The sequence below is a fragment of the Dietzia sp. NPDC055343 genome (genome assembly GCF_053645265.1).
The window spans coordinates 32,058-49,261 of sequence record NZ_JBSHMJ010000008.1 but is presented as its reverse complement, the minus strand read 5'-3'; the positions used below and the strand labels follow the sequence as shown (position 1 = coordinate 49,261).

Here is a 17,204-nt window from a genome sequence, read left to right as displayed (position 1 = left end):
TTGACCCGGGAAGTGTGACACGCAGCACATGATGACGCCCACACAAAACGCACAGTTTCCGCCGACCGTCGCGAAATGCCCGGTGGCCGCACCCCCATCATGGGGATGCGGCCACCTCACATGGGGGCGGGCTCGCCCTGAGGGCTACCTGAGGCTGCCTCAGGCACCGCCCCTCTGGCCGATCGCCTGGGCGAACACCCGGACGATCTCGTCCGGGGTCCTGGCGATGTGGCTGCTGCCGCCGGTGGCCTGGCTGATCTCGGCCAGGGTCGCGGGGTCGGCGTCCTCGAGCAGGCCGATCGTCACCACCACGACCGGGCGGGAGGGGTCCACGCGTTCGCGCAGCTGCGCCAGGAAGTCCTCCCGACCGAGCGAGGACGTGGCGTCGTTGGCGCCGTCGGAGATCACGATGATCGAGTTGATCATGTTGGGGTCGTAGGAGTCCCGGACCATGTCGTGGGCATCGAGCACGGTGCGGTAGAGGTCGGTCTCCCCGCCCACCAGGCCCGGCAGCGTGCCGAGCGCGCCGGCGAGTGTGTCGCGGTACGCGCCACCCCCGTCGACCGGGACGTCCAGTCGTTGGAGCGGCGCCACCTCGGAATACGGCAGCCCGTTCCGGCCGGCGGCCCCGCCGAAGGCCCACAGGCCCAGCGCGGCGTCGTCGGGGAACTGCCCCAGCCCGGCGGTGGCGGTGCCCACCAGCGCCTGGATGCGGGTCTGGTCGGTGCCGGGCATCACGAAGTCCATGGAGCCGGAGGTGTCCACCAACACCAACGAGCGGCCCGGCATGGACAGCAGCCGCCATCGCTGCAACGTGGTGTGCACACGGTTGGGGTCGCGGACCACGAGCGCGTCGACCTCGCCCACCCCGGCGCCGCCGGCGAGCGGAGCGCGGTCGGCGGTGCGAAACCCGTCCGCGGACAGGGCCTCGAGGTGCTCCTCGGAGGTGGTGGCCGCACGCAGTGCCTCGGCCGCACCGGTCACCTCGTCGCGACGGGTGGGGTCCTGGACCGTCACGGCCATCGGATAGGTGAGGAACACCGCGCCGGTCCTGGGCACCACCAACTCGAGCCCGGCGTCGGGGGCGTCCTTCTGCACCAGCACCGCCTGCTGCTCGCTCACCACCGCGGCCCCGCCGTCGGCCACCACGGCGTCGAGCATCTCGCGCTGGGACGGCGGCACCTCCATACGGCCGGCCTGTCCCTGGGCGAGCGCCGCCATGGACGCCCCCAGGGCGTCGTCGGTCGAGCGCATCGCCTCGACCTCGGAGGTGGCGGCGAGGATCGGGGCGTCGGCGATTCCGGAGCGCACCGGGTCGCCCATCGTCAGGCCGGGGGTGGCCAGTGCGGCGGCCCACGTGGAGGAGTCGAGCGGGGTGTCGCGGGCGGCGATCACCACGGGCGTGGCAGCCACGGAATTGAGGACGGTGACGAACGGCACCTGAACCTCGTGCGAGACCTGGGACAGCCGCACCGCCGAATCGGGCACCCACAGGTCGGGCAGCTCGCCGCGGTCAGCGACGCGGGCGGAGATATCGGCCGAACTCAGGGCTTCCACCCGGAAGTCGTGGCAGCTGTCGGCCTGCTCGGCCAGCGTGCGCACATGCTCGGCGATGTCCGGCTCCGCGGCCACACTGATCGTGGCGGAATCGCCACAGAAGCCGCCGATCCCCGCCTTGGCCAAACCGGAGATCAGCAGCCCTGCGACCACTGCGACGGCGAGGATCACCGCCCCCACGATCACGACCCGCCGGGCGGTCGGATTGGAGCTCTGCGGCGACGAACTGTGCCTGGCCATCAGGTGGCGGCCTTTCTGATCACGCGGTACCCGGGGCCGTGCCACTCGCCCACGTCAGGGGGATCCGGGTCGGGCGCTGGAATAGTACCCAGCGTGCCGCGCCACCGGAGGCACCACCTCTCTCTACGCGCGCGGAGGGGACGAGCGCGGCCCTTACCGCGCAAGACGGTTCCGCGCCGGTCAGCGTCCCCGGAAAACCGGCGGCCGCTTCTCCTGCCGCGCCGCCCGCGCCTCGGCCATGTCCTCGCTGTACCACGCCTTCTGCTGCAGTTCGGTGTGCTCGTCGCGCGGGAGCAGGCGGGCGTCGTCGTCATTGATCACGGTCTTGATGTGCCGGAGGCTCAGCGGCGCGGAGCGCGCGAGCTCCGCGGCGAGTTCCATCGCGGTGTCCAGGTCGCCGATCTCGTTGGCGAGCCCGATCCGGGCCGCCTCCTCCGCCCCCACCGGGCGCGCGGTCATGAGCACCGAGCGGGCGTGCCCGCCACCCACGACGTTGGCCAGGCGCTTGATGGTCCAGTTGTCCAGCGCGAGCCCCACCTTGACCACCGGCACCGCGAAGACCGCGCCGGGCACCACAACGCGCAGGTCCGCGGCCAGCGCCAACTGGACGCCCGCGCCGATCGCCGGCCCGTTGACCGCCGCGATCACCGGCACCGGCACCGCCTCGACAGCCCGCAGCATGGCGGCGTGGGCGTCGACGAAGTCCGAGTTGTAGACGCCGCCGGACAGATCCGCGCCCGCGCAGAATGCGGTCCCGGCCCCGGTGATGACGATCGCCCGCACCGGATCCTCGGCGTCGGCCTCGGCGGCCGCCGCCTCGACGGCCTCGCGTAGGGCGGTACAGACCCGGGCGTCGAGGGAGTTGCGGGACTCGTGACGGTCGATGGTGACGACGACGACGGCGCCATCTCGGCGGGAGACGATCATGACCGAAACGATACTTCGGCGGAGCGGCGCCGCGGGACAGGCCGCGAATCGGATTTGGTGGCACGAGCGGCGGATCGACCGTCGGCGCTGGTGACGGGGCGCCGCCGTACGATTGTGGACATGGCTCGTATCGGTGCGCGGCAGATCCTCGACCTGGTCCTCGACGACGGCTCGTTCCACTCCTGGGACGGCCCGCCTCTGCGCTCCGCGCAGGTCGATTCGGTCCCCGGCTACTCCGAGTCGCTCGAGCGCGCGGCGGAGAAGTCGGGGGTCGACGAGTCCGTGATCACCGGCGAGGGCACGCTCGAGGGCCGGCGGGTGGTGATCATCGCGTGCGAGTTCGACTTCCTCGCCGGGTCGATCGGCATCGCCGCCGCGGAGCGGATCGTGGGCGCGATCGAGCGCGCAACGGCCGAGGAACTGCCGATCCTGGCTTCCCCCACCTCAGGAGGCACGCGCATGCAGGAGGGCACCGTCGCCTTCCTGCAGATGGTCAAGATCTCCGCCGCGGTGGCCGGCCACAAGACCGCGGGCCTGCCGTACCTCGTCTACCTGCGCCACCCCACGACCGGCGGCGTGTTCGCCTCCTGGGGCTCGCTCGGGCACGTGTCGGTGGCCGAGCCCGGCGCGCTCATCGGCTTCCTCGGCCCCCGCGTCTACGAGGCCCTGTACGACGCGCCGTTCCCCGAGGGCGTTCAGGTCTCGGAGAACCTCGCCGAGCGCGGGATGATCGACGGCGTCCTGCCGCCCGAGGGGGTCCGCGACCTCACCGCCCGCGCGCTGCGCGTGCTGTGCCAGGACCCACCGAGCGACGACGAACCCGCCCCTCCCCGCGGCCCGCTCACCGGCCCGACCGCCGAGGCCGCGCCTGCCGGGGCCGCCGCAGCCGACGAACCCGCCCGGCCCGACGCCTGGGACGCCATCACCCGCTCCCGCCGCCCCGACCGCCCCGGCGCCCGTGACTTCCTGGCCCGCGTCGCCCCCGACCGCGTCCCGCTCTCGGGCACCGGCCAGGGCGAGGACAGCGGCGCACTTCTGCTCTCGTTGGCCCGCTTCCGGGGCCAGTCGGCCGTGGTGCTCGCCCAGGACCGCGACGCCGAGAGCGAGAAGAACCCGCTCGGCCCCTCAGCCCTGCGGTCGGCTCGCCGCGGCATGCGGATCGCCGCGGAGATGGGCGTCCCTCTGGTCCTGCTCATCGACACCCGCGGCGCCGCGCTGTCCCGCGAGGCCGAGGAGGGTGGCCTGGCCGGGGAGATCGCCCGTAGTCTCGCCGACCTCGTCACGCTGCCCACCCCCACCGTCTCGGTGATCATGGGCCAGGGCACCGGCGGCGGGGCTCTCGCGCTCCTGCCGGCCGACCGGGTCCTCTGCGCGCGCCACGGCTGGCTCGCCCCGCTCCCGCCCGAGGGCGCCAGCGCGATCCTGTACCACGAGACCGACCGCGCCCCCGAGGTCGCGCGCTCGCAGGGCATCACGTCCGCCGACCTGCAGGAGGCCGGGATCGTGGACGTCGTGGTGCCCGAGCTCCCCGACGCCGCCGACGAGCCCGCCGCCTTCTGCGACCGCCTGGCCGACGCCGTGGCGAACGCCGTCGTGGAGGTGCGCCGGCGTCCCCCTGAGCGGAGGTACGCGGAACGGATCTCCCGCTATCGCGGCCTCGGACTGCCACTAGAGTGAAGCTCGTCACAAGACCGTCGACGTAGTCGGCGGCCGCACCCGCGCACGTGAGGGGAACACGCGATGTCGGACACCACCGCCTCGTCGGCCTACGCCACCGCCTACCGGCAGTCGATCACCGATCCGGACTCGTTCTGGCTCGGGGTCGCCCGCGAGGAGATCCAGTGGACCACCCCGCCCACGCGGGCCGTCGACGGTAGCGAGGCACCCTTCTACCACTGGTTCCCCGACGGCCAACTCAACACCTGCTACAACGCCGTCGACCGGCACGTGGCCGCCGGCCGCGGCGACCAGGCCGCCTACATCTGGGACTCCGCCGTGACCGGCGTCAAGGAGACCATCACCTACGCCCAGCTGCAGGAGCAGGTCGCCGCGTTCGCCGGCGCCCTGGCCGCCGAGGGCGTGGGCAAGGGCGACCGCGTGGTGATCTACATGCCGATGGTGCCCCGCGCCGCCATCGCGATGCTCGCCTGCGCCCGCCTCGGCGCCGTGCACTCGGTCGTCTTCGGCGGGTTCGCCGCCCCCGAGCTGGCGATCCGCATCGACGACGCCCGGCCCAAGGTCATCGTCACCTCCCACGGTGGGATCGAGCCCACCCGCAAGGTGCCCTACTTCCCGATGGTGACCAAGGCACTCGAGCTGACCAGCCACACCCCGGGCTCTGTCATCGTGGCGCCACGGCACGAGCAGTTCCCGGACGAGACGTTGCCCGAGACCCCGGGAACCACGTGGAGCTACTGGGACGACGTCGTCGTCGGCGTCTCCCCCGCCGACCCCGTGCCGGTCGCCGCCACCGACCCGCTCTACATCCTCTACACCTCCGGTACGACCGGCCTGCCCAAGGGCGTCGTCCGCGACAACGGCGGCCACGCGGTGGCCCTGGCCTGGTCCATGGGCAACGTGTACGGCGTCCGGCCCGGTGACGTGTGGTGGACCGCCTCCGACGTCGGCTGGGTGGTGGGCCACTCCTACATCGTCTACGCCCCGCTCCTCGTCGGCGCCACGTCGATCATCTACGAGGGCAAGCCCGTCGGCACGCCCGACGCCGGCGCGTTCTGGCGGGTCGCCGCCGAGCACAAGGCCACCGCGTTGTTCACCGCCCCCACCGCCGTACGGGCCATCCGCAAGGAGGACCCCGAGGGCGTCGAGGTGGGCAAGTACGACCTGTCCGCGCTGCGCACCCTGTTCTGCGCCGGCGAGCGGCTCGATCCCGACACCTACCAGTGGGCCACCGACAAGCTGGGCGTGCCCGTCGTGGACAACTGGTGGCAGACCGAGACCGGCTGGCCCATCGCCTCCAACCTGCGCGGACTCGAGCCCATGCCCATCAAGCCCGGGTCGCCGACCGTGCCCGTGCCCGGCTACGCGCTGGTCGTGCTCGACGGGGAGGGCATCGAGGTGCCCGCCGGGCAGGAGGGCAACCTGGCCATCCGGCTGCCGATGGCGCCGGGCACGCTCGCCGGACTGTGGAACGACGACGAGCGGTTCATCAGCTCGTACATGTCGACCTTCGAGGGCTACTACGCGACCGGCGACGGCGGGTACATCGATTCCGACGGGTACGTCTTCGTCATGGGACGGACCGACGACGTGATCAACGTGGCCGGGCACCGGCTGTCGACCGGGTCGATGGAGGCCGTCATCGCCAAGCATCCGGCCGTGGCCGAGGCCGCGGTGATCGGCGTGAAGGATCAGCTCAAGGGGCAGCGGCCGGTCGGCTACGTCGTGCTCAAGTCGGGCGAGGTGCGCGATCCCGAAGAACTCCGTGCGGAGCTCGTCGCCATGGTGCGCGACGAGATCGGCGCCGTGGCCACGTTCCGGGACTGCACGGTGGTGCAGGGGCTGCCGAAGACCCGCTCCGGAAAGATCCTGCGCAAGACGATGCGGCAGATCGCGGACGGCCAGGACGACGTGGCGGTGCCGTCGACGATCGAGGACCCGGCCGTGCTGGACGTCCTCGCGCCGTTCCTCCGCGGGGAGAAGTAGCCGGACGCCGGGTGGTCAGTCGGCCAGCGCAAGCCGGCTCGGATGCGCTGGCTCGGTGTCTTGCGCTGCCCCGGTGGTCCAGCTCCCCAGCGCAAGTGCCCCATCTGCGTACGCTCAGCCAGCGCAGGCCACAGCGCCAGCACATCTGCGGCCGGATGCGCTGGCTCGGTGTACTGCTGGGCGCGCCCGGCGCGCATCTTCCCGGCGGGAGTCCACGCCGCGGCACAGAGCCAGCGGATCCCCAGGAGGCTGCGCGGGCTGCACGCACGTGGGTCCCGAGTATCTCGCGCTGCGGCCCGGTGTTTCGGCGTCACGGGATCTGTGCTCGGCACATGCGCGACGCCCCGCCTCCTCGGAAGGAAGCGGGGCGTCGTGTCGTGCGGGGGCTGGGCGAAACCAGCGGTGGCCAGACGAGCCGGTCCTGGCCGCTAACAGCAGCCGGCAGGTCAGGCGTCGAGCAGGTCGATCACGAAGACCAGCGTCTTGCCGCCCAGCGGGTGCAGGGCCGCGGAGGTGCCGTAGGCCTTGTCCGGCGGGATCACCAGCTTGCGGCGACCGCCGACCTTCATTCCCGGGATGCCCTCCTGCCAGCCCTGGATCAGGCCGTTCAGCGGGAAGGTGATGGATTCACCACGATCCCAGGAGGAGTCGAACTGCTCACCGTTCTCGAAGTCGACACCCACGTAGTGGACGGTGACGTTTCCGCCGGCGACGGCCTCGTTGCCCTCGCCCACCGTGATGTCCTCGGTGACGAGCTCGGTGGGCGCGGGGCCCTCCGGCATGTCGATCTCGGGCTTCTCCATGGTCTCTCCTCCTGGAGTCCGGGGTCCCGAGGTCAGCGTCAACTGCCCGGGATCATGTCCGATCGACGCCAGGCCGACCGGGTCGTGGTCCGCCCGGCTTCTGGCCGACCGGACACAAGTCCGGTCAGCGCTCGCTGATCGGGGTGAAGTTCCGCTCGTCCTGGCCGGTGTAGACCTGGCGCGGGCGGTTGATCTTGGTGGAAGGATCCTCGCGCATCTCGCGCCAGTGCGCAATCCAACCCGGCATGCGACCGAGCGCGAACAGCACGGTGAACATGTCGGTCGGGAAGCCCATCGCCCGGTAGATCAGGCCCGTGTAGAAGTCCACGTTCGGGTAGAGCTTGCGCTCGACGAAGTAGTCGTCGGCCAGCGCCGTCTCCTCGAGCTTCAGCGCGATCTCGAGCAGCGGATCGTTGCTCTTCGACAGCAGCGCGTGCGCGTGCTTCTTGGCGATCGCCGCACGCGGGTCGTAGCTCTTGTAGACGCGGTGACCGAAGCCCATGAGCTTCACGCCGTCGACCTTATTCTTGACGCGGTCCATGTAATCGGTGGCGTCGCCGCCCTCCGACTGGATGCGCTCGAGCATCTCGAGTACGGCCTGGTTGGCGCCACCGTGCAGCGGGCCGTACAGGGCGTTCACGCCGCCGGTGATGGAGGCGTACAGCGGTGCCTCGGACGAGCCGACCATGCGGACGGTCGAGGTGGAGCAGTTCTGCTCGTGATCGGCGTGCAGCAGCAGGAGCATGTCCAGCGCCTTGACGACCTCGTCCGTGATCTCGAACTCCGGACCGAAGGTCATGCGAAGGAAGTTGCCGACGTAGCCGAGCGAGGGATCCGGGTCGATGGCCTCGTTGCCGGTACGGATCCGCTCGGTCGCGGCGGCCAGCGTCGGGCCGCGGCCCAGCAGGCGCGCGGTCGCCAGGTCGACGGCCTTCGGGTCATCGATGTCCAGGTCGTCGCCGTGGGTGCCGAACAGGCTCACGCCGGCCGAGAACACGGGCATGGGGTGGGTGTCCAGCGGGAAGGCCTTGAGCAGCGGCATCATCTGACCGGGCAGGGCCGTCTCGCCCATGATCTTCTCGGTGAACTCGGCGAGCTGGGCCTCGGTGGGGTCCTCGCCGTAGATGAGGAGGTAGGAGACCTCGAGGAACGAGGACTTCTCCGCCAGCTGGTCGATGGGGTAACCGCGGTGGCGCAGGATGCCCTCGCCACCGTCGATGTAGGTGATCGACGAGGTGCACGAGGACGTGTTGACAAAACCCACGTCCAGGGTGGTCATCCCCGTCTTGGCCAGCATCGGGCCGAGCTGGACGGCATCGCTACCGCAGGTGGCATCGACCACGTCAAGTTCCAGCTCACCGCCGGGGTACGACAGTGTTGCATTGCGGTCCGAACCGTTCGAGCCTGCGGTCACGCGATTACCTCTCCGACGACTGGTCCCGGCGGCCTGTGTCCCGCCACGAATGTGCTGTGCCACACCCTACCGTGACGCCTACCCACCCTTCGAAGAGCGTTGGCACGCGTTCCCCCCGATCGTCACAGGCGCCCCACCCGTTACAGCCGCGCCATCACGGCTGCAGCCGCGCGACCACCCACCGCCCGCCGTCGAGGCGGCATTCCACGCGATCATGGAAACGGTCGCGTCCGCCCTGCCAGAACTCCACGCGCTCGGGCTCGAGTCGGTAGCCGCCCCACCTGTCGGGCATCGGGATCTCCTCGTGCCCGGCGAACCTCCGCTCGGCCTCGGCGAACCGCGCCTCCAACTCCGCGACCGACCCGACCTGCCGCGACTGCTCCGAGGCCCACGCCGCCACCTGCGACCCACGCGGCCTGGTGCGCCAGTACGCGAGTGAGTCCGCACGGCTCATCCGATGGCAGGGCCCTTCCATGTGGACCTGCCGTTCGGCGACCAGCCACGGAAAGGTCACGGACGCGAACCCCGAGGCGGCCAACTGGGCGCCTTTGCGCGACGTCGTCGTCGTGAAGAAGGTCACCCCCTGCTCGTCGGCGCCCTTACACAGGACGGTGCGGGTCGACGGCCGTCCGTCCGCGACGGTGCCCAGCACCATCGCGTTGGGCTCGCGCACGCCGCGGCGCCCGGCCTCGTCGAGCCAGTCGGTGAACAGCGGCAACCACCCGCCGTGCAGGTCGGCCACGTCCAGGCGTTCGTGCAGGCCGTACCCGACGCGCATCGTGTCGAAGTCGGTGGGCTCGAGGACGTCGGTGGGGGCCTCCGGAGTGACGACGACGACGTCGTCTCCGGCGACCCGATCGGGGGCGGATTCCTCCATGCCCTCAGACGCTACTCGGCGCGGGGGCGACCCCCGACTACGATGTCCCTATCCCAACCCTCGACAAGGAACGGCACCCCAGAAGCATGAGCGATCAGCTGCCCACCATCCCCGCCGACCTGAAGCCCGCCGACGGCCGCTTCGGCTGCGGCCCGTCCAAGGTCCGCCCCGAGCAGATCGAGGCCGTGTCCGAGGCCGCCACCACCGTGATGGGCACCAGCCACCGCCAGGCGCCGGTCAAGGACGTCGTGGGCCGCGTGCGCGATGGACTGTCGTCGCTGTTCTCCCTGCCAGAGGGTTACGAGGTCGTCCTGGGCAACGGCGGCACCACGGCGTTCTGGGACGCCGCCGCGTTCGGGCTCGTGCGCGAGAAGTCGCTGCACCTGACCTACGGCGAGTTCTCCTCGAAGTTCGCCAAGGTCACCGGCGGCGCGCCGTTCCTGGCGGACCCGATCGTCATCTCCGCCGACCCGGGCTCCGCCCCCGAGCCGACCTCCGACCCGTCCGTCGACCTGATCGGCTGGGCGCACAACGAGACCTCGACCGGCGTCATGCTGCCCGTGTCGCGCCCGGCGGGCTCGGAGAACGCGCTGGTCGCGATCGACGCCACCTCCGGCGCCGGCGGGCTGCCCGTCGACGTCGCCGACACGGACGTCTACTACTTCGCCCCGCAGAAGTGCTTCGCCTCCGACGGCGGGATCTGGGTGTCCATCATGAGCCCGGCCGCGCTCGAGCGCGTGGCCGAGATCGCCGCGACCGACCGCTGGTGCCCCGACTTCCTGTCGCTGCCCACCGCCGTGGACAACTCGGCCAAGAACCAGACGTACAACACCCCCGCGGTGGCCACGCTGCTGATGTTCGCCAACCAGGTCGAGTGGATGAACGCCCAGGGCGGCCTCGACTGGTGCGTCGCGCGGACCAAGGACTCCTCCTCGCGCCTGTACGACTGGGCCGAGGCCAGCGAGTACGCCACCCCGTTCGTCACGGAGCCGGCGCACCGCTCGCAGGTCGTGGGCACGATCGACCTCGACGAGAAGATCGACGCCGCCAAGGTCGCCAAGACCCTGCGCGCGAACGGCATCCTCGACACCGAGCCGTACCGCAAGCTCGGGCGCAACCAGCTGCGCATCGGCATGTTCCCGGCCATCGACCCCGAGGACGTCACGCAGCTGACCCGCTGCATCGACCACGTGGTGGGCGAGCTCTCCTGACGCCTGTCACTCTAGATCTGCAGATTTCCGCAGCCCACCCGGCCCGTCCGCGCGCCGGGTGGGCTGCGCTGCCCTACCATGTGGTCCAACGCCCAGGCCCCGGGTAGTGGACCGTTCGAGTCCCCGGTGGGGCCGTGAGGAGTCAGGAGGCGGCATGCGGAAGCTGAGGATCATCGGGGTCGACACCGAGTCATCGCTGGTCGAATGCGAGGTCCCGGACTCCGGCGAGAAGTTCTCCGTTCCGCTCGACGACCGCTTCCGTGCTGCCGCCCGTGGCGAGTACGTCGCCGGCGGTGGAGCTGATCGTGCGCCGGTGACCGGCACGCTCCGGCCCCGCGAGATCCAGGACCGCATCCGGCACGGCGCCTCCCCCGAGGAGGTGGCCGCCGACGCCGGGGTGTCACTGTCCCGCATCGAGGGGTTCGCGATCCCGGTGTTGCTGGAGCGCTCGAACGCCGCTGACCTGGCCCGGTCCGCGCACCCGGTGATGTCGGACGGGCCGTCGCTGGACACGCTCGCGGACAAGGTGGACGCGGCCCTCGACCAACGCGGCATCGACCCGGAGCTCGTGAAGTGGGACGCCTGGCGCGACCGCTCGGGCGGCTGGGTGGTGGCCATCTCGTGGCCAGCCGGGCTGTCGGACGACGCCCGCGCCACCTGGTCCTTCGTCCCCGACTCCCACGGCGGTTCGGCTCGCCCGCTCGACGAGGAGGCCGAGCGGGTCCTCGACCCGTCCAAGGCGGCCGCATTGCGCACCGTGTCCTCGCGGCCCCCGCTGCCGGCCGGTCCGCCGCCCGTACGCTCCGTTCCTTCGTTGGCCCGCGTGGAATCCGATCGGCCCACCCCCGCCGTCGAGCCTCCCGCCGCGCCGCGGATGTCGTCGGCCGGCGGCAGCCCCGCGGCCGTGCCGCCGGCCGCCGTGACACCGCCGGACTCCCGCGACGAGCGCCCCGCATCCGAGCGGTCGGACTCCCCGCGCCCGGCCGTCTCGCTGGATGACCGAGATGACCGTCCCGCACCCGCCGCGGGCGAGCCCCGGCGCGCCGGCGCCTCCGACAAGGACCGCGAGGAGTCCGACGACGACGCCGACGACTTCCTCCAGCACACCCCCACCGAACCCGAGCGTCGTCCCTCGCGCCGTCATCCGACGATGCCGTCGTGGGAGGACGTCCTGCTCGGTGTCCGGAGCAAGGACGACTGACGCCGCGCCATGGGCCATCACGTCGCGACCTTCTGGTACCTGTCCACAGACGACCCCGCCGCGCTGTTCCGCTCGGGCGTCCGCTCCGACCCGGGTTTCGCCCGGCGTCTGCTGTCGCGGCTGTATCCCAAGGTCACGGTGGCCTCGCTCGGCCACTTCCCGCTCAATCGCTCGGCCTCGGCGGGCGCGGGCGAGATCTACATCGGGTCGTTCCCGGGTCTGACGGTGGTGCAGACGCCGATCAGCCACCCGGTCAAGCCCTCGGAGACCGACCCGGTATGGCTGCGGCTGGTCGACACCCCCACCGTGCTGGAGTTCTCCTACGATCCCGACTCGGGCGTGAGCGGGTTCGGCCGCTGGGAGTCGGGCACGCTGGTGCGTTCCTTCGCGGCCGCCGACGACAGGATCGTCGAGGACGAGGGCATGCCCCTGCCGTTCGAGCGCCCGTACTGGGCCGGCGAGTTCCCGCTCGAGGGCGCCGACGACAACCCGCTCGCCCTGCCATTCTCCGCGTCCGCGCTCCTGCACGCCGCGCACCGCGACTGGCTGGGCTTCGACCTCGAACCCGGCGGTCTGGACGTGCCGGTCGACGGCTTCGCCACAGATGGCCGCCGCGAGGTCCGCCAGCACACGCCGCCGGGCCCCGCCCTGCACCTGGCCGACGGCCCGGGCCGCGCGGAGTTGCACGCCGCCGCCCGTCGCGACGCCGGAGAGGACGACGAGACCACCGCCTCCCCCTATTACGACGACGACTACGAGCGCATCCCCTTCGCCGACCGGGCCCGCTCCTCGGGCCGCGGCCTCCGCGGTGTCGCGAGTGGCCTGGCTGGTGGGCTCGCCGGTCGCGTGGGCGACGTGGTCCGCAAGGGCGCCAGCCCGCTGCGCCGCGGGAGGAACGATGCCTCCGCCGGCAAGCGCGACCGCAGAAGTCACCCCGGCGACCGGGACCATGGACAGCACCCAGACGACCGGGACCAGGCATGACCGTTGCCAAGTCGATCCTGCTGTTCGGCTTCGCGGCGCTACTGGAGATCGGCGGCGCCTGGCTGGTCTGGCAGGGCGTGCGCGAGCACCGCGGCTGGATTTGGATCGGCCTGGGTGTTGCGGCGCTGGGCGCCTACGGCTTCGTGGCGACGCTGCAGCCTGATGCGAACTTCGGACGGATCCTCGCGGCCTACGGCGGCGTCTTCGTGGCCGGTTCGTTGATCTGGGCGATGGCCATGGACGGCTTCCGGCCCGATCGCTGGGACATCTCCGGTGCGCTCCTCTGCCTGATCGGCGTCGGCGTGATCATGTACGCCCCCCGCTGACCCCGGGCCCGCCCAGCCCCAGCCGGCCTCGTCAGCCCTCGCGCGCCCGCTCGTAGAACGCCACCGCGGCCGCCGTGGCCACATTGAGCGAGTCGGTCCCGTCGGCCATCGGGATCGCGGCCCGCACGTCGCAGGCCTTCATCGCGTGCTCGGTGAGCCCCGGCCCCTCGGCGCCGAGCAGGAACGCGACCTTCTCGGCGTCCACGGCCCGGGACAGCGGTGTATCGGCGTAGGGCGTCAGCGCGACGGTCCTGAATCCCTGCTCGTGCAGTCCCTCGAGTGATCGCTGCCACGTGGTGGGGGTACCCGGCAGGTGCGCGAACGGCAGCCGCAGCACGTGCCCCATCGACACCCGGACCACCCGGCGGTACAGCGGGTCCCCGGCGGCGGCGCCGAACAACACGCCGTCCACGCCGAGGGCCGCGCAGTTGCGGAAGATGGCGCCGAGGTTCTCGGGATCGTTGACGCCCTCGAGCACGACGAGCGTCTGCGCCCCGTCCACCACGGACTCGACGGACAGTGGCTCGGGCCGGTCGGCGGCGGCGAGGATGTCGCGACTGGACCGGAACCCGATCACCTCACTGATCAGATCTTTCGACGCCCGCAGGTAGATCGCGTCGCCGGCCCGCTCGTCGGCGTCCCAGCCCTCGGCGGCCGCCTCGCGTCGCAGCTGCGCCAGTCGCGAGTCGGTCCCCAGCATGACGTGCGGGTCGAATCGCGAGAGCAGCATCCGCCCCACGACGTAGGTGCCCTCGGCGATCACCAGGCCGCGGCCGCCGGGCAGATCGGGCCGGCGGTCGGATTTGTTGAGATCCCGCAGGTCATCCAGAAGTGGGTCGGCGGGGTCGGTGACGTCGACGACTCGCATCCCGGTCACTCCAACCCCGCCGAGACCTTCGGTAATTCAGTCACTCAGTCCCTCAGGCCAGCGCGTCGGTGATCGGCCCGATGCCGAAGAACACCACGAACGCTGCCGCGACGATCCACAGGATCGGGTGCACGGTTCGCGCCTTCCCGGTCGCGGTGGCCATGACGACCCAGGCGATGAACCCGATGCCGATGCCGTTGGCGATCGAGTAGGTGTACGGCATCGCGACGATCGTGAGGAACGCGGGCAGGGCCACGGCGAAGTTCGTCAGGTCGATCTGCTTGATCTGCGAGATCATGAGCGCACCGACGATCACCAGCGCGGGCGCCGCCGCCTCGACGGGCACGACCTCGTACAGCGGCGTGAAGAACATGGCGAGCAGGAACAGCGTGCCGGTGACGATGTTCGCCAGGCCGGTCCGGGCGCCCTCGGCGATGCCCGAGGCGGACTCGAGGAAAACCGTGTTGGACGACGACGACGTCAGACCGCCGGCGACGGCACCGAAGCCCTCGACGACCAGCGCGGCCTTCATGTTGGGCAGGTTGCCCTTGGAGTCCATGAGCTCGGCTTCCTTGCCGAGGCCGGTGAACGTGCCCATCGCGTCGAAGAAGTTGGCGAGCAGCAGGGTGAAGACGAACAGCCCGGCGGCCAGCGGGCCGATGCGGGTGAACGCACCGATGAGGTCGACCTCACCGATCAGTGACAGGTTGGGGATCCCGCCGAGGGAGTCGGGGATGGCGGGTACCGCGAGGCTCCAGCCGGTGGGGTTGGGCTCGCCGTCGACGAAGGACGGCCCGGCGCCGGCGATGGCCTCGACGATCACGGAGAAGATCGCGGTCACGACGATGCCGATGAACAGCCCGCCACGAATCCGGCGCGCCACGAGCACGCCGCACAGCAGCAGACCCACCACAAAGACGAAGGTCGGCCAGGAGGCGATGGAGCCGCCGATGCCCAGTCCGACGGGCACGGTGGTGCCGGCGGCGTCGGGGATGCGGCGCACGAACCCGGAGTCCACCACGCCGACCATGGCGATGAACAGACCGATGCCCACCGCGATGGCCGCCTTGAGCTCCGGCGGCACGGCGTTGAACACGGCCGTGCGGAACCCGGTGATCGCCAGGATCACGATGATGATGCCCTCGATCACCACCAGGCCCATGGCCTCCGCCCAGGTCACCTGCTGCGCGATGGTCACGGCAACCAGCGAGTTGATGCCGAGGCCGGTGGCGAACGCGAACGGATACCGCGCGATGGCGCCGAACGCGATCGTCATGACGCCGGCCGTGAAAGCGGTGACGGCCGCGATCTCGACGATCGACAGCTGGTTACCCTCAACGTCCGTCCCGGATCCGAGGATCAGCGGGTTGAGGATGATGATGTAGGCCATCGCGAAGAAGCTGACGAGGCCACCGCGCACCTCGCGCGACACCGACGAGCCACGCTCGCTGATCTTGAAATAGCGATCGAGCGCGCCGATCTGCGCGGGGGGCTGTGAGGGGGCCCCGGTGCTCTGCGACATCTGCCGGCCTTCCAGGCGAGGAGTTGAGGAACCGTCATAGAGTAACCGTCCGTCGGCCTGCGGTAGCGTCGCGGTCATGACGGACGACTCAGCGGAGCCTCAGGCGCACCATGTGCCTCAGCAGCCCCACGGCCCGTCCGCGTCCGAGGCGTCCCCCGCCCCCGAACACCCCCGGCCAGAGCGTCGGGTGCCGCCGATCCCGTCGTACCTGCTGGATCCGCGGCCGCCGATGCTGATCGGCACCCTGGCGTGGACGATCGCGCTACTGGCGCAGATGCTCTTCTTCGACGGTGACATGCGCACGGTCATCCTGTGCGCGGTCGGTGTGGGCGTGGGCGCGGTCGGCACCGCGGTGTACGCACTCCAGCGCCGCGCGGTGATCGCGGGCAGTGCGGGCGCGCAGGAGGGCCTCGACTTCGACCGCGTCGCCGACCAGCCCGCCGCCAACTGACCTCACGCGCCGCTCACCGCCGCTCCGACGACAACGCCATCGCCCATCCCGGCCACTCACCGCTCAGCAGTCGCCCCGGATTCACTCGACATCCAGCTCGACAATCCGCGAATCCTCGAGCAGTACGTCCACCACACGGGCGGGGGCCGAGGCTCAGGAAGCGGATTCGGAGTCCTGGCCGGTCGGCTTCTCGTCAGGCTGCTCGGAGTCGGCGCCGGCAGGCCGATCGGCATCGGCGCCGGCGGACCGGTCGGAATCGGCCTCTGCGCGCGCCTGTGCGGCGGCCTTGAGCTGCTGCGGCAGGACCACCACGTCGACGGCGGCGTCGTCGAACGCGTCCGGGATCGCGGGACTCGTGTCCTTCGGCTTCTCCACCGCGCTGTGGGCGCCGCAGCCGTACTGCAGGTGCACCACCTGGCCGTCGGCCGAGAACTCGTTGGCGCACACCCCGAACATGGTGCTCAGCGAGCCCGCCACCGGCACCAGGAAACCGCAGCTCCCACAGTGGTACTTGGCGCTGCGGGCGATCTCGGCGTCCGGCCCGCGAACGGCCGACCACCGCTCGGCCGCCAGGGCGCGGCCCTCCCGACTCAGGTGCTGCTCACGACCGAGACCGATGGGTCCGGCCAGCTCGTCCAGGGCATCGTCACCGGTGAGCGTGTGTCCGGGTACGAGCCGCTCGTCGTCGTCACCAGGCGGGAGCAGGTCCCCCGCACCGAGGTCGCCGGCACGCACCCGCTGATCCCACGGCACCCACTCGGGCGCGATCAGCGCCTCGTCCCCGGGCAGCAACGCGATCTCGTCGACCGTCAGCTCCCCGCCCGGCACCAACGCCAGCACACACGCCCAGTACCACCCGCGGTACCCGGACAGATCCGCACCGAAACGATGGGTGGTGGTGAACGCGGCCTCGACCTCGGACCCGAGGTGCTCCCCCACGCCGGCGCCGGCGAACTCCTCGACTGCCGCGCGGGCCACCTCCACGCCGGAGGACAGCCGCTCACGCAGCGCCGCGTCGAAGCCCGACTCCGGGTCGGTGCCCGCGGCGGCCGACTGGTCGTCGACGTCCACGACGCCCGCCTCCTGATCCGTGCTTACCTCGGTGTTCACCCCTCCCATTATGCGCATCCGCGGCGGGACGTCACGTTCCGGCCCGTCGT

15 protein-coding genes are annotated in these 17,204 nt (G+C 71.3%); 7 read left to right on the top strand and 8 right to left on the bottom strand.

Features of this window, described 5'->3' with window-relative positions:
• Window positions 1-159: 159 nt before the first annotated feature.
• Window positions 160-1,797 carry a substrate-binding domain-containing protein gene (locus ACWIE7_RS05925; RefSeq protein ID WP_454068799.1) on the bottom strand — a complete coding sequence of 546 codons (1,638 nt, stop codon included), beginning with the start codon at window positions 1,795-1,797 and terminating at the stop codon, window positions 160-162.
• Between the two features lie 180 nt (window positions 1,798-1,977).
• Window positions 1,978-2,724 (bottom strand): enoyl-CoA hydratase, encoded by a 747-nt coding sequence (locus ACWIE7_RS05920; RefSeq protein WP_452099119.1) that lies wholly within the window; start codon window positions 2,722-2,724, stop codon window positions 1,978-1,980.
• 120 nt (window positions 2,725-2,844) lie between these two features.
• On the opposite strand from ACWIE7_RS05920, the gene ACWIE7_RS05915 reads away from it, so the two are divergent.
• Window positions 2,845-4,401: a carboxyl transferase domain-containing protein gene (locus ACWIE7_RS05915; protein WP_454058568.1), complete on the top strand. Its 1,557-nt coding sequence runs from the start codon at window positions 2,845-2,847 to the stop codon at window positions 4,399-4,401.
• Between the two features lie 63 nt (window positions 4,402-4,464).
• Window positions 4,465-6,387 (top strand): acetate--CoA ligase, encoded by a 1,923-nt coding sequence (locus tag ACWIE7_RS05910; RefSeq protein ID WP_452099117.1) that lies wholly within the window; start codon window positions 4,465-4,467, stop codon window positions 6,385-6,387.
• A gap of 446 nt (window positions 6,388-6,833) precedes the next feature.
• Here the strand turns inward: ACWIE7_RS05910 and ACWIE7_RS05905 are convergent, their stop codons facing one another.
• From ACWIE7_RS05905 to pdxH, 3 genes are all read right to left on the bottom strand, one after another.
• Window positions 6,834-7,190 (bottom strand): FKBP-type peptidyl-prolyl cis-trans isomerase, encoded by a 357-nt coding sequence (locus tag ACWIE7_RS05905; RefSeq protein ID WP_230930133.1) that lies wholly within the window; start codon window positions 7,188-7,190, stop codon window positions 6,834-6,836.
• A gap of 124 nt (window positions 7,191-7,314) precedes the next feature.
• Window positions 7,315-8,604 (bottom strand): citrate synthase, encoded by a 1,290-nt coding sequence (locus tag ACWIE7_RS05900; protein WP_454068798.1) that lies wholly within the window; start codon window positions 8,602-8,604, stop codon window positions 7,315-7,317.
• Between the two features lie 154 nt (window positions 8,605-8,758).
• On the bottom strand, window positions 8,759-9,481 hold the full coding sequence (gene pdxH / locus ACWIE7_RS05895; RefSeq protein ID WP_454068797.1) for a pyridoxamine 5'-phosphate oxidase: 723 nt from the start codon (window positions 9,479-9,481) through the stop codon (window positions 8,759-8,761).
• Window positions 9,482-9,567: 86 nt separating this feature from the next.
• Here pdxH and serC point away from each other — a divergent pair, with 86 nt between their 5' ends.
• The 4 genes from serC (at window position 9,568) to ACWIE7_RS05875 (ending at window position 13,203) form a co-directional block, all read left to right on the top strand.
• A complete protein-coding gene (gene serC, locus ACWIE7_RS05890) occupies window positions 9,568-10,692 on the top strand; it encodes a phosphoserine transaminase (protein WP_454068796.1) in 1,125 nt (374 codons plus the stop codon).
• A 154-nt stretch (window positions 10,693-10,846) separates the two neighbouring features.
• Entirely contained in the window at window positions 10,847-11,893 is a 1,047-nt protein-coding gene (sepH, locus tag ACWIE7_RS05885) for a septation protein SepH (RefSeq protein WP_454068795.1), read from the top strand.
• Window positions 11,894-11,902: 9 nt separating this feature from the next.
• Window positions 11,903-12,877 carry a DUF6928 family protein gene (locus ACWIE7_RS05880; RefSeq protein WP_454068794.1) on the top strand — a complete coding sequence of 325 codons (975 nt, stop codon included), beginning with the start codon at window positions 11,903-11,905 and terminating at the stop codon, window positions 12,875-12,877.
• Complete coding sequence (locus tag ACWIE7_RS05875; RefSeq protein WP_454058573.1) at window positions 12,874-13,203, top strand: YnfA family protein; 330 nt, start codon at window positions 12,874-12,876, stop codon at window positions 13,201-13,203. The genes ACWIE7_RS05880 and ACWIE7_RS05875 overlap by 4 nt, the downstream gene beginning before the upstream one ends.
• A 31-nt stretch (window positions 13,204-13,234) precedes the next feature.
• Here ACWIE7_RS05875 and ACWIE7_RS05870 read toward each other — a convergent pair whose 3' ends face one another.
• Together ACWIE7_RS05870 and ACWIE7_RS05865 are read right to left on the bottom strand one after the other, a co-directional pair.
• Window positions 13,235-14,071, bottom strand: coding sequence for a TrmH family RNA methyltransferase (locus ACWIE7_RS05870; protein WP_454068793.1), 837 nt, complete (start codon window positions 14,069-14,071; stop codon window positions 13,235-13,237).
• 52 nt (window positions 14,072-14,123) lie between these two features.
• Entirely contained in the window at window positions 14,124-15,593 is a 1,470-nt protein-coding gene (locus ACWIE7_RS05865) for an NCS2 family permease (protein ID WP_452099109.1), read from the bottom strand.
• A gap of 76 nt (window positions 15,594-15,669) precedes the next feature.
• Here ACWIE7_RS05865 and ACWIE7_RS05860 point away from each other — a divergent pair, with 76 nt between their 5' ends.
• Window positions 15,670-16,044, top strand: coding sequence for a DUF2530 domain-containing protein (locus ACWIE7_RS05860; RefSeq protein ID WP_452099108.1), 375 nt, complete (start codon window positions 15,670-15,672; stop codon window positions 16,042-16,044).
• 153 nt (window positions 16,045-16,197) lie between these two features.
• Here ACWIE7_RS05860 and ACWIE7_RS05855 read toward each other — a convergent pair whose 3' ends face one another.
• Window positions 16,198-17,163 (bottom strand): DUF3027 domain-containing protein, encoded by a 966-nt coding sequence (locus ACWIE7_RS05855; protein ID WP_454058574.1) that lies wholly within the window; start codon window positions 17,161-17,163, stop codon window positions 16,198-16,200.
• Window positions 17,164-17,204 lie beyond the last annotated feature (41 nt).

What these genes read in the sequence shown, in the direction of transcription:
- ACWIE7_RS05855 (WP_454058574.1), bottom strand. Translation starts at nt 17,163, where the DNA reads ATGGGAGGGGTGAACACCGAGGTAAGCACGGATCAGGAGGCGGGCGTC.
- ACWIE7_RS05915 (WP_454058568.1), top strand. Translation starts at nt 2,845, where the DNA reads ATGGCTCGTATCGGTGCGCGGCAGATCCTCGACCTGGTCCTCGACGAC.
- ACWIE7_RS05870 (WP_454068793.1), bottom strand. Translation starts at nt 14,071, where the DNA reads ATGCGAGTCGTCGACGTCACCGACCCCGCCGACCCACTTCTGGATGAC.
- ACWIE7_RS05865 (WP_452099109.1), bottom strand. Translation starts at nt 15,593, where the DNA reads ATGTCGCAGAGCACCGGGGCCCCCTCACAGCCCCCCGCGCAGATCGGC.
- ACWIE7_RS05910 (WP_452099117.1), top strand. Translation starts at nt 4,465, where the DNA reads ATGTCGGACACCACCGCCTCGTCGGCCTACGCCACCGCCTACCGGCAG.
- ACWIE7_RS05875 (WP_454058573.1), top strand. Translation starts at nt 12,874, where the DNA reads ATGACCGTTGCCAAGTCGATCCTGCTGTTCGGCTTCGCGGCGCTACTG.
- sepH (WP_454068795.1), top strand. Translation starts at nt 10,847, where the DNA reads ATGCGGAAGCTGAGGATCATCGGGGTCGACACCGAGTCATCGCTGGTC.
- serC (WP_454068796.1), top strand. Translation starts at nt 9,568, where the DNA reads ATGAGCGATCAGCTGCCCACCATCCCCGCCGACCTGAAGCCCGCCGAC.
- ACWIE7_RS05925 (WP_454068799.1), bottom strand. Translation starts at nt 1,797, where the DNA reads ATGGCCAGGCACAGTTCGTCGCCGCAGAGCTCCAATCCGACCGCCCGG.
- pdxH (WP_454068797.1), bottom strand. Translation starts at nt 9,481, where the DNA reads ATGGAGGAATCCGCCCCCGATCGGGTCGCCGGAGACGACGTCGTCGTC.
- ACWIE7_RS05905 (WP_230930133.1), bottom strand. Translation starts at nt 7,190, where the DNA reads ATGGAGAAGCCCGAGATCGACATGCCGGAGGGCCCCGCGCCCACCGAG.
- ACWIE7_RS05920 (WP_452099119.1), bottom strand. Translation starts at nt 2,724, where the DNA reads ATGATCGTCTCCCGCCGAGATGGCGCCGTCGTCGTCGTCACCATCGAC.
- ACWIE7_RS05880 (WP_454068794.1), top strand. Translation starts at nt 11,903, where the DNA reads ATGGGCCATCACGTCGCGACCTTCTGGTACCTGTCCACAGACGACCCC.
- ACWIE7_RS05860 (WP_452099108.1), top strand. Translation starts at nt 15,670, where the DNA reads ATGACGGACGACTCAGCGGAGCCTCAGGCGCACCATGTGCCTCAGCAG.